The 13688-nt window shown below is 44.8% G+C and carries 13 protein-coding genes and 1 other RNA gene; 9 read left to right on the top strand and 5 right to left on the bottom strand.

Annotated features, from left to right (window positions below; all coding sequences use genetic code 11):
* Window positions 1–133: 133 nt before the first annotated feature.
* The 4 genes from BLP85_RS04050 (at window position 134) to BLP85_RS04040 (ending at window position 2585) form a co-directional block, all read left to right on the top strand.
* On the top strand, window positions 134–757 hold the full coding sequence (locus tag BLP85_RS04050) for a LysE family translocator (RefSeq protein WP_092818834.1): 624 nt from the start codon (window positions 134–136) through the stop codon (window positions 755–757).
* 151 nt (window positions 758–908) lie between these two features.
* On the top strand, window positions 909–1040 hold the full coding sequence (locus tag BLP85_RS15110) for a hypothetical protein (protein WP_261182877.1): 132 nt from the start codon (window positions 909–911) through the stop codon (window positions 1038–1040).
* 120 nt (window positions 1041–1160) lie between these two features.
* Window positions 1161–1604 (top strand): ABZJ_00895 family protein, encoded by a 444-nt coding sequence (locus tag BLP85_RS04045; RefSeq protein ID WP_092818833.1) that lies wholly within the window; start codon window positions 1161–1163, stop codon window positions 1602–1604.
* A gap of 72 nt (window positions 1605–1676) precedes the next feature.
* Window positions 1677–2585 (top strand): TIGR01777 family oxidoreductase, encoded by a 909-nt coding sequence (locus BLP85_RS04040; protein WP_092818832.1) that lies wholly within the window; start codon window positions 1677–1679, stop codon window positions 2583–2585.
* Here BLP85_RS04040 and thiO read toward each other — a convergent pair.
* Window positions 2571–3695, bottom strand: a complete 1125-nt coding sequence (thiO, locus tag BLP85_RS04035) for a glycine oxidase ThiO (RefSeq protein ID WP_092818831.1) — start codon at window positions 3693–3695, stop codon at window positions 2571–2573. The genes BLP85_RS04040 and thiO overlap by 15 nt on opposite strands.
* 18 nt (window positions 3696–3713) lie before the next feature.
* The gene (gene hemB / locus BLP85_RS04030) at window positions 3714–4727 is read right to left on the bottom strand and encodes a porphobilinogen synthase (protein ID WP_092818830.1); all 1014 of its coding nucleotides are present in this window, start codon (window positions 4725–4727) and stop codon (window positions 3714–3716) included.
* Window positions 4728–4829: 102 nt separating this feature from the next.
* Here hemB and BLP85_RS04025 point away from each other — a divergent pair, with 102 nt between their 5' ends.
* The 3 genes from BLP85_RS04025 (at window position 4830) to BLP85_RS04015 (ending at window position 8296) form a co-directional block, all read left to right on the top strand.
* Complete coding sequence (locus BLP85_RS04025) at window positions 4830–5330, top strand: thioesterase family protein (protein WP_092818829.1); 501 nt, start codon at window positions 4830–4832, stop codon at window positions 5328–5330.
* A 278-nt stretch (window positions 5331–5608) separates the two neighbouring features.
* Window positions 5609–6760, top strand: coding sequence for an HlyD family secretion protein (locus BLP85_RS04020; protein ID WP_092818828.1), 1152 nt, complete (start codon window positions 5609–5611; stop codon window positions 6758–6760).
* 6 nt (window positions 6761–6766) lie between these two features.
* Window positions 6767–8296, top strand: a complete 1530-nt coding sequence (locus tag BLP85_RS04015) for a DHA2 family efflux MFS transporter permease subunit (RefSeq protein ID WP_092818827.1) — start codon at window positions 6767–6769, stop codon at window positions 8294–8296.
* 56 nt (window positions 8297–8352) lie between these two features.
* Here the strand turns inward: BLP85_RS04015 and glpK are convergent, their stop codons facing one another.
* Window positions 8353–9837, bottom strand: a complete 1485-nt coding sequence (gene glpK, locus BLP85_RS04010; protein WP_092818826.1) for a glycerol kinase GlpK — start codon at window positions 9835–9837, stop codon at window positions 8353–8355.
* Between the two features lie 131 nt (window positions 9838–9968).
* On the opposite strand from glpK, the gene ssrA reads away from it, so the two are divergent.
* Window positions 9969–10328: a transfer-messenger RNA gene (gene ssrA, locus BLP85_RS04005) on the top strand.
* Window positions 10329–10427: 99 nt separating this feature from the next.
* On the opposite strand, the gene BLP85_RS04000 is transcribed toward ssrA, so the two are convergent.
* Window positions 10428–11051: a TetR/AcrR family transcriptional regulator gene (locus BLP85_RS04000; protein ID WP_092818825.1), complete on the bottom strand. Its 624-nt coding sequence runs from the start codon at window positions 11049–11051 to the stop codon at window positions 10428–10430.
* A 116-nt stretch (window positions 11052–11167) separates the two neighbouring features.
* On the opposite strand from BLP85_RS04000, the gene BLP85_RS03995 reads away from it, so the two are divergent.
* Entirely contained in the window at window positions 11168–11767 is a 600-nt protein-coding gene (locus BLP85_RS03995) for an NAD(P)H-dependent oxidoreductase (RefSeq protein WP_092818824.1), read from the top strand.
* A gap of 150 nt (window positions 11768–11917) precedes the next feature.
* Here BLP85_RS03995 and BLP85_RS03990 read toward each other — a convergent pair whose 3' ends face one another.
* A complete protein-coding gene (locus BLP85_RS03990; protein WP_092818823.1) occupies window positions 11918–13363 on the bottom strand; it encodes an amino acid permease in 1446 nt (481 codons plus the stop codon).
* Between the last annotated feature and the right edge of the window lie 325 nt (window positions 13364–13688).

The following is a 13688-nucleotide window of genomic DNA, read 5'->3' as shown; positions in this document are numbered from 1 at the left end:
TGATTTATTAGGCGATTGATTTAATTCTTGGTGAATGATGCGGTGAAATTCTGAAAAAGAGGTGAAATTCAGGGGGATATTCAGGCTTTTAAATTGTAAAATTGCCGCGGAATTAATTTCAGTAGGTGGACTTGTGGAATCATTTTGGATTTTGGGGTCAATTGCATTTGCCTTAATGCTAGGTGCAATGAGTCCCGGACCGACTTCGATTTATGTCGCTAAAAATTCAATTGCGATTTCACGTCGGCATGGTGTGTTTACCGCTTTAGGGACAGGCACAGGCGCTGCCATTTTTGGCCTGTTGGCTGTGCTTGGATTGCAGGCATTTTTATTGGCGGTGCCATCTGCTTATTTGGCTTTGAAAATTTGCGGCGGTTTATATTTGCTGTGGCTGGCGTTTAAAATTATTAAACATGCCAAAACACCGATTGAATCTGGCCATGATTTACAGGCCCAAATGTCATTGCGCCGTGCATTCGCCACAGGCCTGATTACCCAGCTTTCCAATCCGAAAATTGCGATTGTGCTGGCCAGTATTTTTACCGCACTTTTACCCAAAGAAATTCCGACCTATTATTATTTTGTGTTGCCGCTACTGTGTTTCTTTATTGATGCAGGCTGGTGCTCACTGGTTGCAGTGGCCTTGTCGGCGGAAAAACCACGCCGTGTCTATTTAAAATTTAAAGCCGCTTTTGACCGTGCCGCAGGCGGGATCATGACGCTGTTGGGATTGAAGCTCATCTTTGGAATGAAGTAAATCACGGCATGGGTAAATCAATTTTGAATGGCTTACTCATTTGTTATTTTATAAAAACAGTGATTGATGCAAGAAGTGTATAGATCTATTCCCGGACTGAACCTTAAGATTAAAATAGAATGTAGAAAATAAAAGACCGACGATTCGAGTGATGATGAAATCGTCGGTCAAAAAATCTGTTGCAAGTTTTAGCTTGGGCTGCTGTTCCTCACTAAAACCTGAAACCAAGTTTATTGCTTTAGAAAAGTTCACCGAAAATATTGTGGATGCCGGTACAAATTAACGGTTTATGAACTTCGTACCCTATATAACGCAGCATTTTACAGATTGGTTGACAATAAAATGAAAAAAAACTCAATTTTTTTTATACTGATCATCTAAAAGTTGCTCATGCAGGCCTGTTGTGTCACTAACCCGATATTTTTTATGGTTTTTTTTCTTCTGTTTTATTTTTACCTGTATCTGCGGTGTATTGGCTGCTTTATTGCCAACCGGCATGGGCGGCATTCTGACCATCGTGCCTTATTTAACGGCCATGATTTTGGTGCTGTATAAGTTTTTAAAACAGCAACGACGCGCGCCAACCGCGCAAGAACAAAAAAAAATCACCTTGGGATTCAGCCTGATTTTCTGGGGCTATAACCTGGCCTTTTTATTGCTCGGCATTGTCCTTTTTGCCAAAAATGACCCCGAAGTCTGGCAGAATTTTCTTTTATATCTCAAAAATCCGCAATTTATGAGTATGGTGCTGATCATGGTCTTGCTGATTGCCATTCCGCTGTATCTTTTGACCTATTGGTTTTACGGCAAACAGGCACAGCGCATGGCGCAAAAAATGTTTGGCTAAACGAAACGGATGTAGGCTTGAGTTTTATACCGTCTTGATCTATAGATAAGAAAAAACAGGCGAGATCCGAAAATGCAAAAAGCATGTGTCTTGATTACAGGCGGCAGTGGTTTTATCGGCTCGCATCTGCTGCCTTATTTGTTGGATCGGGATTATGCCGTGGTGGGGCTGACCCGCCAGAAAAATAAACGCTCAAATCATCCGGATCTCATCTGGATTCAGCATTTAGATGAACTGAAAACCGACCGCATTGATTACGTGATCAACCTGGCGGGTGAAAGCATTGGACAGGGACGCTGGACAGCCAAAAGAAAACAACAACTGATTGAAAGTCGGGTAGAAACCACGCAGCAGCTCTATCGCTACCTGGAAAAAAGACAGATTTTTCCAAAGCGGATTATTTCCGGTTCCGCCGTTGGCTATTACGGTATAGACCCGACTGAACAATGGTTAGAAACATGTACCGAACAGTCCCTACCCCAGTCCATTTTTATGTCGGAAGTGTGCCAGTTATGGGAGCAGGCTGCCCTCAGTTTTACGCAGCAAAAAACCAGGATTATTCGTCTCGGTATTGTGTTTGGGAAAAATGGCGGGATTCTGCCGCGCATGCTCTTACCGATTAAACTGAATCTGGCGGGACGGATTGGACACGGACGGCAACCCGTCGTGTGGGTGCATGTTCAGGATGTGCTGCGTGCCATCGAATTTTTAATGCTGCATGAAACTGAAGCACAAATATTTAATGTCGTGTCACCTGAAGAAGTCTCGCAAGCGCAGTTTGTCCAAACTGCTGCCCAGGTTTTAAAACGTAAACCGGTGTTCTCTTTGCCGGCTTTCGTTTTGCGATGCATGCTGGGTGAGCAGTCACAACTGGTATTGAATGGTCAATATGTACAATCACAAGCCCTCAAAAAGGCCGGTTTTGAGTTTAAATATCCGACCTTGAATAGCACTTTGGAAGAGATATTAGTGCACCATTAACTCTGCTTCAGATTTGAGGCGTGCAGGGCTGTAAGCTGCCGGGTTCACAAGAGGAGTTTGGCCCAGCATCAGCTGTCTGAGCAATTGTGCAGAGGCGGGCCCCATACATAAGCCGTTACGGAAATGTCCAAAGTTGGCCCACACATTCTCCATCTCAGGTATTTTGCCGATGTAAGGAATACCCGTTGGGGAGCCGGGTCTTAAACCAGCCCACTGTTTTTCGATAGGGAACGCTGCCAGTTCGGGCACCATCTCGAAACAGGCTTCTAAAATTTTCTGCTTGGTTGCTACTGTTGGGGTGGTGTCAAAACCGCAATCCGCCATGCTGGAACCACAGACCACATGACCGTCCAGACGTGGAATTAAATACATCACATCATTCATGCACATGGTCGGCAACCAGTTTGCCGGGGTTTTAAACAGCACCATCTGTCCCTGAACTGGACGAACTGGAATTTCCAGGTCCAGTTGTTCAGACCAGCGCTGCGACCAGGCGCCAGTGGTGATCACAAACTGATCTGCATCATAAGTTTTGCCATTTTTAGCCTGTACAGACTGAACCTTGCCATTTTTGATATTGAACTGTTCAATCGGGCAGTGTTCGATAAATTCGACTTGTGGATGCTGTTTTAAATAGGCCACCATAGATTGCAGTAAGCGCGGGTTTCGAACATTGGCAATCTGGGGAAAATAAATGGCGTGCTGAAATTTGGAATCAATATAAGGATTCAGCTGTTCGATCTGTTCCTGTTGTAAATATTCACATTGCTGCATCGGTTCCTGAAACTGCTCGGCATAATTCAGACCGCTCTCAAAATCAGCTTCATCAAAAATCAGCATACCGCTTTCATGAATTTCAAAGTCAATGCCTGAAACAGGCTTTAACTTTTTGTTCCAGTCTAAATACAATGGCTTGCCATATTGCGCCAGCTGATTGACCGCGTGCGGATAGCGCCAGGGATACATCGGGGAAAGAATCCCGCCACCGGCCCAGGAGGCAGCTTTTCCTGCCTGCTGCTGATCGAAAATCATCACGGAACATCCCTGTTCCACCAGCTCTAAAGCAGACAGAAGGCCGCTAATGCCCGCTCCAATAATGGCAATTTTCATCGCTTAGACCACAAATCCTTATTTCATGTCTTTCAGTTTAAGAGCTGCTTCTTCGGCAAAGTAGGTCCAGATGCCGTCAGCACCGGCACGGCGGCAACTCATCAGGGATTCAATAATCACGCTGTCGGACAGCCAGCCATTTTGAATGGCACCGGCCAGCATGGCGTATTCACCACTGACCTGATACACGAATGTCGGAACCCCAAACGTGTCTTTCACTTCACGGACGATATCCAGATAAGGCATGCCCGGTTTGACAATCACCATGTCTGCACCTTCCTGAATATCCAGGGCAATTTCATGCAGCGCTTCGGCACGGTTGCCGATGTCCATTTGGTAATTGTACTTGTTTCCACCTTTCAGGTTTGTCGATGAACCGACGGCATCACGGAAGGGACCATAGAAGCTGGAGGCATATTTGGCTGAATAAGCCATGATATTGGTATAGATATGACCATTGGCTTCCAGCGCATGACGAATAGCACCAATCCGGCCATCCATCATGTCACTCGGTGCAACCACATCTGCACCAGCTTCGGCATGACTTAAGGCTTGTTTAATCAGACATTCTACCGTTTCATCATTTAGTACATAGCCGGTGTCATCAATGATGCCGTCCTGGCCATGCGTGGTATAGGGGTCTAAAGCGCCATCCGTGATCAGCACCATTTCTGGCAATTCTTTTTTTAGCAGGCGAACGGTATTTTGGACCAGACCGTCCTCACGCCAGGCCGCTTCAGCGGACAGACTTTTATCTTCTTGTGGCGTAACAGGGAAGAGCGCTAATTTAGAAACGCCCAATTCCAGTAGACGTTCAGATTTTTTTAACAGCAGGTCGGCAGACAGACGCTGTACATTCGGCATGCTTGGAATGTCTTGGGTTTGGTTCTGCCCCGGAAGGACGAATACTGGGTAAATGAGATGATCGGTCGTCAGCTGGGTTTCACGTACCATGGCACGTAACTGGTCGTTTTTACGGATGCGGCGCATGCGGGTAGCGGGAAATGCTGGACGATTGAACGTATAGGTCATAACAATCTCAATGATCAGTATTAAACTTTGGCTATTGTAGCCCTAGAATATGTTTTTGGGTGATGTTTAACAGATTTTTATTCAATCAGGAAATTCGAGCGAATGGTAAACGAAAGAGAAAAAAGTTGGACCGGTCATATACATTTAGGCTCGAAAGTTGATATTGATGTATTGCTGAACCAGTTGTGTAAGGCTTTTAACAAATCTCCTTTCTTTCAGCACAATGGCATGAACATGCGGGTGGTGGATGGGCAGATTGAGGCCCATATCGACATGCAGCCGTATATGATTGGCAATGTGGCATTCCAGATTTTGCATGGCGGCGTTGCGGCGACTATTTTGGACAGCATTGGCGGCATTGTGGCTATGGGGGAGCTGTACAAGAAAGCCACGCCTGATGATTTGCCCGAGACCATTAAAAAGGTATCGCGTCTGGCAACAGTCGATATGCGGGTCGATTATCTCGCGCCCGGTCGTGGCAAGTCCTTTACCGCACATGCCGAAACTTTACGTTTAGGCCGTAAGGGATGCACCATGCGCATGACTTTAGTGAATGATGAAAACAAACCGATTGCAACCGCAATTGCTTCTTATGCGTATTAAGTTTGTTTTAAGCCTGACAAGGTAAAAGAAGTAAAACCAAGAGCAATAATTCGGCATTGAATGAAAATTCGGTGCCGAATTTGTTTTCTAAACTGGCGAGTTACATTTTTATTCTCATATTATGAATTTTTACCATTAAAATTGGCAGTATAAAATTGAAAAAATGACTTTCTCATCGATATCATCTCAGGGCAACTCTTGTCTCTATGCCTGTAGCTTAACACTACAAGGCATTCAGGATGGCTGGTGACCAAGTTTGTTGGATTTAGGACATATTGATGACAGATGCTCAAAACACCCTGCCAGAAACAAAAAACGATGAACCCGTTTCAGATACGACCTTAAAAGCCAAGCGTAAAAAAGCCTTGGGTTTTGTCGCGCTGATTTTAATCATTGCCGTGATTTTGTATGCCGTCTGGACAGTATTTTTTAACCATTCTGTTGATACCGACAATGCCTATGTCGGGGCTGAAACAGCATCAATTACCTCCATGGTGACTGGACAGGTTGAACAGGTACTGGTGAGTGATACTCAAACGGTCAAAAAAGGTCAGCTGCTGGTTCGTGTTGATCAGCGCGATGCAGAAATTGCCCTGGCTACCGCCAAAGCGGAACTGGTCAAGGCGCAGCGTCAATACAAGCAGACGCAGGCCAATAGCAGCTCGCTGAATTCACAGATTTTTGTCAGTGATGATGCGATTCACAGTGCTGAAGCCAAAGTGGCCGAGGCCAAAGCAGAAATGGACAAGGCACAGGATGACTTAAACCGCCGTGAAAAGCTCAGTGTCTCTGGGGCCATTTCTAAAGAAGAACTCAGTACGGCACAAAGTGCGCTGACTACTGCCAAAGCGGTTTATGCATCGGCTCAAGCGGGTTTGGCGCAAGCGAAATCCAGCCAAAAAGCCGCACAAAGCAACCTGGCGGCCAATGAAGCGCTGATTCGCGGTGCGGATGAAAATAGCACGCCTGATGTTTTGGTGGCACAGGCCAAATTAAAGCAGGCCTTGCTAGATCTGGAACGTACCGAAATCAAGGCACCTTTTGATGGGGTAGTGACACGTCGTAATATTCAGGTCGGTCAGCGTGTGGCACCCGGCACAGTATTGATGATGGTGGTACCTACCTCACAGCTGTATGTTGATGCCAATTTTAAAGAAAGCCAGCTGGAGAAAGTCCGTCCCGGTCAAAAAGCGGTGTTAACCTCTGACCTGTATGGCGATTCAGTTGAGTATCACGGCACGGTACAAGGTTTCTCTGGCGGAACTGGTTCTGCTTTTGCCCTGATTCCGGCACAAAATGCGACGGGTAACTGGATTAAGGTGGTTCAGCGCTTGCCGGTTCGCATCAAGCTTGATCCCAAAGAACTGGCTGAACATCCATTAAGGGTCGGCTTGTCCATGGAAGCGAAGGTCGATTTGTCTTCGAAGTAGTCATGTATGAATAACTACGCTCCAATACCGAACCTGACTGGCGGCCGCTTGCTTCTGGCGGCATTTGTACTGGCCTTTGCCAACTTTATGGTCGTGCTGGACATGACCATTGCCAATGTCTCGGTTCCGCATATTACCGGCAGCCTTGCGGTTTCTGCATCGCAAGGGACCTGGGTCATTACCTCCTATGCCGTTGCCGAAGCCATTTGTGTGCCTTTAACCGGTTGGCTGGCGGGACGCTTTGGCACGGTCCGGATTTTTGTCATCAGCCTGTTCGGCTTTACCCTGTTTTCGGTGCTATGCGGTTTATCCACCAGCCTGGAAATGCTGGTATTTTGCCGGATTGGACAAGGCCTGTTTGGCGGGCCGATTATGCCACTCAGTCAAACCCTGCTGATGCGTATTTTCCCGCCGGAGAAACAGTCGCAGGCCATGGGCATGTGGGCCATGACCACCGTGGTAGGACCCATTCTGGGGCCAATTCTGGGCGGGACCATTAGTGATAACTGGTCCTGGCACTGGATTTTCTTTATCAATATTCCGGTCGGGATTGGCTGTGCGCTCGCTGCGATGCGTTTGCTGAAATCTGCGGAAACAGCCACCAATACACTGAAAATTGATAGGGGCGGATTAATGCTGCTGATTTTATGGATTGGGGCATTGCAGCTGATGCTGGATTTAGGCCATGAGTATGACTGGTTTAATCATCCCTTTATTGTCATTTTGGCCATGATTGCCTTGATCGGACTCATCGTTTTTACCATTTGGGAACTCACCGAGCGCCATCCGGTAGTGAATATCCAGATCTTTAAATATCGTGGATTTACCATTTCTGTCCTGGCTTTAGCCTTTGGTTTTGGTGCTTTCTTTGGCAGTATTGTCATGATTCCCCAGTGGTTGCAGGTGAATCTGGGCTATACCGCTACTTGGGCCGGCTACCTGACCGCAACCATGGGTTTTGGCAGTTTGCTGATGTCGCCCATAGTAGCTAAACTGGCGACCAAATATGATCAGCGGGCTTTGGCCAGTTTTGGTTTGTGCCTGCTGGGCGGGGTAACCTTGATGCGGGCCTTCTGGACCACAGAAGCCGACTTTATGGCCTTGGCATTGCCGCAAATCTTGCAAGGTTTTGCCGTACCGTTCTTCTTTATTCCACTCTCGAATATGGCGCTGGCTTCAGTGTTGCCACAGGAAATGGCTTCTGCCGCAGGGTTGATGAACTTCCTCAGAACCATGGCAGGGGCAATTGGAGCCTCGATTGCGGTAACCCTGTGGGATGATCATGCAAAGGTGGCACGTAGCGAGATGGCAGGAAGCCTGCATGTGGATGAAGTGCAAAATACCCTGCTGCAAAGAGGAATGAGTCCGGAAAGCAGTTTGGCCTATATTTCGAGTCTGGTCGATAAAGAAGCCTCCACCTTATCTGCCAACCATGTGTTTTTAATTCTGGCGATGGTGTTTGTTTTTGCCGCGCTGATTATCTGGCTATGTCCAAGACCCAAAAGCGGTGTCACCGGGGGTGGACATGCACATTAATCAAAAACCGCTTTTCGAAGCGGTTTTTGATTATCTGGGACTAATATTTGAATATATTAAATATCTGATTTGGCCCGCTTTAATGCAGTTTGCCATTTGCTGAGATGAAACTGGCGCTGGTCTTGATTCATATTCGGTTCAAAAGCCCGCTCCAGTTGCCAGGATGCGGAAATATCCGACATACTGGAAAATACGCCAGCTTTTAATCCGGCCATGGCTGCCGCACCCCAGGCGGTAGATTCCAGCATCTTGGGACGCAATACCGGCACATTTAAGATATCTGCCTGAAACTGCATCAGCATGTCATTGCTACTTGCACCGCCATCGACACGCAGTTCTTTTAAGGGATGGGTAATATCGGATTGCATGGCCATCAGGACATCGGAGACCTGAAAGGCAATCGACTCCAGGGCTGCACGGGCAATGTGAGCTTTATTTGTTCCACGCGACATGCCGCAGAGCAGGGCACGCGCATCACTGTCCCAATGCGGCGCACCGAGTCCGGTAAACGCCGGTACCAAAACTACGCCGTCGGTATCTTTTACCTGACAAGCCAGCTGTTCGACTTCACGACTGTTTTGAATAATTCCTAAACCATCACGCAGCCATTGCACAATGGCACCCGCCATAAATACACTGCCTTCCAGTGCATACGTGGTTTTTTCATGACATTGCCAGGCTAAGGTGCTCAATAGCTTGTTGTGGCTAAATTGCACCTTATGCCCGGTATTGAACAGCATGAAGCAACCCGTGCCATAGGTATTTTTTGCACTGCCCACTTCAAAGCAGGACTGACCAAAAAGGGCCGATTGCTGATCGCCCAGAATTCCCATAATGGGGATATTTGCACCCAATAAACCTGTAGCCGTGTCGGCCATATAGCTATCCGAAGCAATAATTTGCGGCAGAACCGATTTAGGGATATTAAACAGCTCCAGCAATTCTTCATCCCAGGCCTGAGCTTGCAGATTCATTAGCATGGTACGGGAGGCATTGCTGGCTTCAATAACATGTTCTGCACCTTGGGTCAGATTCCACATCAGCCAGCTATCAACGGTACCAAAAGCCACATGTCCCTGTTGTGCCAGATCACGCAGGCCTTCGATATTTTCCAGCAGCCAGACCAGTTTTCCGGCACTGAAATAAGGGTCGATCAATAAACCGGTTTTTTGCTGGATGGTCTGTTGCAAATTTTGCTGCAGTAGCCGGTTGCACCATTCGGTTGCACGGCGGTCTTGCCAGACAATGGCAGGGGCAAGCGGCTTGCCATTGCGCTTATCCCAAACTACTGTCGTTTCACGCTGATTGGTCAGTCCAATGGTTTTAATGTCTTTGGCCAGAATACGGGCAGAAGCAAGGGCCTGCTGCACAACGGCAATTTGTGTGGTCCAGATTTCCTGTGCATCCTGTTCTACCCAGCCTGAATGTGGGGTAGAGATATGTATTTCACGCTGAGCTGTTGCCTGCACTTTTCCCTGTTCATTGAAGATAATCGCACGGCTAGAAGTGGTTCCCTGATCGAGTGCAAGTAAATAGCTCATAATTTTTTTCTTTTATAGGACTTGAAAAATAAAATATTAACGCAATTATTGAATTAATCGCATCTGTTTGTGTAAATGTTTAAAAAACGCGCTGCGGGTTTGAACATTTATGTTATGATTGTGATTACTTTGGGGGTGTTTCTGGCTTCGACGCTGGTGATGAAACTCATAGATGCATGTCGAGAGCGCATTTTCTCTCGTAAATCAAATTTGCATTTTAATAGTCGCAAACGACGAATCATACGCTCTAGCTGCCTAAGGGCAGCTTGTCCGCATCTCTGAATACTTGTGGTTAGAGATCCCGACTGAAGCGCACGCACACAAGTCCGTATAAAGCCAAGCCTCGGGGCTTTGTACTAAACTTAGAGGATCGCGATTTGTACCCTGTTCGTCGGGTCACAAAGAGTTAAAACAATAGACGATATCTAAGCATGTAGTATTCTCGAGCGTAGTGCTGGCGGACGCGGGTTCAACTCCCGCCACCTCCACCAAAATTCTTGTTATAAATCAGCCACTTAAATAAGTGGCTTTTTTATTTTCATATATTTATTATAAAAATGTAGCTTACTTCTAGTTGTTAGACATTGGCTTCAATTTATATCCGTATTTAGGACTTCAAGACTGTGGTTTAAACTTTTAATAATAATATCTATATATTTTTCAATGTCATCTTTAAAAATCATATATTGCAAGGCTAAACCATAACTTAACGAGATGAGTTCAACAGTTATGTTCTCAATACGCTTCTGATCGACCAATTGCGTTGCTGGAATGAGTCTGCTTAAAATTCTGGCGACTTCATCTTGATGCGTCTGCCAAATTTTTTGATATTCCAATGCAAAAGCTTGATCACGAGCTGCATATAATTGCAGTTCAATGGATATTTTTAACCATTCAAAATTATTAAAAAAATCACTAAGCCAAATCCGGAGTCCATCAATAGTATGATCAATATTTGAGTTTTCTGTGGATATTATTTTCTGAAGCTGAATATTTTCCTTTTCAAACTGTAATCGCATTAATTCCGATAAAAAATCTTCTTTGTTGCTGAAATTAGAATAAAAAGCCCCTTGAGTATAATTGGCATGCTTGGAGATATTTCTAATAGAAACTGCCCCATAACCATGACTGGAAATGAGTGAAAATCCAGATTCAATGAGCGCCAGACGGGTTTTAAGCTGTTTTTCATCGCGTGAAAGTTTTGCTGGATTCATAAAGATAAAAGAAATGAGATAACAATTGATATCTTAAATTTTATACGATAAATTTGCTACTTGTTTTCAGATATCACTTGTAATTTGAAAAATATGGTTCAATTATAGAGATTGTTATGAGTTTGAGTACAGATAAACAAATCGTTGTTATTAATGGGCATCCTTCAAAAACCAGTTTTAATGCTGCCTTAACCGAAGCCTATGTATCTTATCTGGTAAAGTCCAATGTACAGGTTGATTTGATTGAAGTAGGGCTCTTGCATTTTGATCCTAATTTGAAACATGGCTATGAAAAGAGAATGGAGCTCGAGCCGGATTTAAAAGAGGCTTGGAAAAAAATTCAGCTTGCTGATCATTTGGTCTGGATTTTTCCAGTATGGTGGGGCGGACTGCCTGCAATAACAAAGGGTTTTATTGACCGTGTATTTTTGCCTAGTACTGCTTTTAGTTATGTGGAGAACAGCCACCATATCCAAGGGCATTTATTCAATAAAACAGCCAGAATCATCACCACATTGGACCAGCCGGGCTGGTTCTATAAATGGTATTATGGTGAACCGAGTACTCGGCAGCTGAAAAAAACCACCTTAGCATTCTGCGGTATAAAAAAGATCAAAACGGCTTATATTGGTTCTGTTCGCGGTTCAAGTGAGCTAAAACGTGAAAAATGGTTAAGACTAATGGAAAAGTATGCCAAACAGGATGCAACAGTTTAATGGCTTGGAAAGCCTGCTGATCAAAGAAGAGCAGTTTTTGAATGATAAAAGATTTTTTTATTGCGATTGGTAGGTGAAAATTTAGATTAAACATTCACCTACCAGCTGGGTCTGATTCTGTCAGCAAGATTTATTTTATCAGCTTGAGCATTAAATATTGTCGCTCAAGTTTATTCTATTTTGTGAAATTTTTTTTTGTGAATCTTTACCCCAATTGAATTTTTGTGCACAGATGCCTAATCCGACAATAAAGAGCGCAAGCAAGCTGGTATAAGTCACTTCTTTGAAATATGTTCCTTCAACCAGCATGGTAATCAGGGCGCCAATAATAAAGAAGATTGCCACATAAGTCAGCCAAGGGAATAGCCACATTTTAAAGTCAATCACTTGTCCTTCCGCTTCTAATTTCTTACGCATACGTAATTGAGAAAAGGCAATGGTGAGATAGACATAGAGTGCCGCTGTACCTGTCGCTAACATAAAGATGTCGTAGACATTCATACTTTCAGTGGCAGTCAGGTAGGTTGCCAATAAAGCGAATGATGATGACACTAGAACACCCATCCAAGGACTACCATTACGGTTGATTAAACCAAAGCTTTTCGGTGCATCGTGACGTTTTGACAATGAAAACAGCATACGTGAACAGGTATAGAGTGCAGAGTTAAAACAGCTACACACTGAAGTCAGGACCACAAAATTGACAATGTGTTTTGCTTCTGGAATACCGAGTGCAGTTAAGGTCACACTATAGGTTCCCCAGGTTGGGTCTTTGAGTAGTGGATTGTTATGTGGAATAAGGCAGACGGTAATAAGCATTGAACCGACATAAAACAACATGATACGCCATACCACTGAGTTAGATGCTTTGCGGATTTCACGTGCAGGGTTTTGTGATTCTGCGGCAGCCACCGTCACAATTTCAGCGCCAATGTAGGCAAACATAACCCCGAGTAATGCCGTGATTACCGCAGAGAAACCATTGGGCATAAAACCTTCAGAGGTTAAATGGGTAATACCTGACACACCTGCTTGGCTCCACGGCCATAAGTGCATAACTGCCAAGCTACCAATGACCAAGAAAATAACAATTGCGATCACTTTGATCAGGGCAAACCAAAACTCAAATTCGCCATAGTTTTTGACATTTTGTAAGTTAACGACAACCAATGACACAATAACTAGGAGCATGTAGCCCCAGATGGGGATAAACGGAAACCAGCTGTTGAGGATTTTACCTGCGACATACGCTTCCCAGCCCATCAGTAATGCCCAAGAACACCAATACAGCCAGCCAATGGTAAAACCTGCCCAGCGGCCAATTGCACGATCAGCATAAGTTGAGAATGAACCGCTATCCGGGTTGAGAACGGCCATTTCACCCAGCATGCGCATGATTAATAGAATGAGCAATCCACCAAAGGCATAGGCCAAAATTGCAGCGGGACCTGCCGAGTAGATTACATTACCAGAGCCAATGAACAGTGAGCCACCAATTACCCCGGCAATCGAGATCATTGTAAGATGACGTGACTTAAGTCCACTTTTTAAGCCGTGTGATGAATCGGGCGTGGAGACATGTTGATGTTCTGCCATATAATTTCCCTTAATATCCATAGTGCAACAGCAATAGAGCTCTCTACCTTGTGTACACTATCTATCCTTTGAAACTGTAACCGAATTCGCAATCACTTCATTAATTTTAAGTTAAACTTAATAAAGCCGATGTTTCTATAAACACATGAAAAATCACACTTTGATTACAAAACTGTTACATGCTGTGTATGTATGCTGCTAATTTCTCTTTTTTGTTGTCAGGTGACGAGAGCCATTTTTTAGCTATTGAAGGGAGCCAATTGCGTTAAAAAGGTGAAAATTACAGAAAGAAATGTTTACAGAAAAATAAAGACTAAATAAAATG

This window comes from Acinetobacter kookii, assembly GCF_900096895.1.
GTDB lineage: Bacteria > Pseudomonadota > Gammaproteobacteria > Pseudomonadales > Moraxellaceae > Acinetobacter > Acinetobacter kookii.
The sequence above is the reverse complement of the archived record's forward strand: the minus strand, read 5'-3'. Positions and strand labels throughout refer to the sequence as shown.

What these genes read in the sequence shown, in the direction of transcription:
- BLP85_RS15110 (WP_261182877.1), top strand. Translation starts at nt 909, where the DNA reads ATGATGAAATCGTCGGTCAAAAAATCTGTTGCAAGTTTTAGCTTGGGC.
- BLP85_RS04040 (WP_092818832.1), top strand. Translation starts at nt 1,677, where the DNA reads ATGCAAAAAGCATGTGTCTTGATTACAGGCGGCAGTGGTTTTATCGGC.
- thiO (WP_092818831.1), bottom strand. Translation starts at nt 3,695, where the DNA reads ATGAAAATTGCCATTATTGGAGCGGGCATTAGCGGCCTTCTGTCTGCT.
- hemB (WP_092818830.1), bottom strand. Translation starts at nt 4,727, where the DNA reads ATGACCTATACGTTCAATCGTCCAGCATTTCCCGCTACCCGCATGCGC.
- BLP85_RS04025 (WP_092818829.1), top strand. Translation starts at nt 4,830, where the DNA reads ATGGTAAACGAAAGAGAAAAAAGTTGGACCGGTCATATACATTTAGGC.
- BLP85_RS04020 (WP_092818828.1), top strand. Translation starts at nt 5,609, where the DNA reads ATGACAGATGCTCAAAACACCCTGCCAGAAACAAAAAACGATGAACCC.
- BLP85_RS04015 (WP_092818827.1), top strand. Translation starts at nt 6,767, where the DNA reads ATGAATAACTACGCTCCAATACCGAACCTGACTGGCGGCCGCTTGCTT.
- glpK (WP_092818826.1), bottom strand. Translation starts at nt 9,837, where the DNA reads ATGAGCTATTTACTTGCACTCGATCAGGGAACCACTTCTAGCCGTGCG.
- BLP85_RS04000 (WP_092818825.1), bottom strand. Translation starts at nt 11,051, where the DNA reads ATGAATCCAGCAAAACTTTCACGCGATGAAAAACAGCTTAAAACCCGT.
- BLP85_RS03995 (WP_092818824.1), top strand. Translation starts at nt 11,168, where the DNA reads ATGAGTTTGAGTACAGATAAACAAATCGTTGTTATTAATGGGCATCCT.
- BLP85_RS03990 (WP_092818823.1), bottom strand. Translation starts at nt 13,363, where the DNA reads ATGGCAGAACATCAACATGTCTCCACGCCCGATTCATCACACGGCTTA.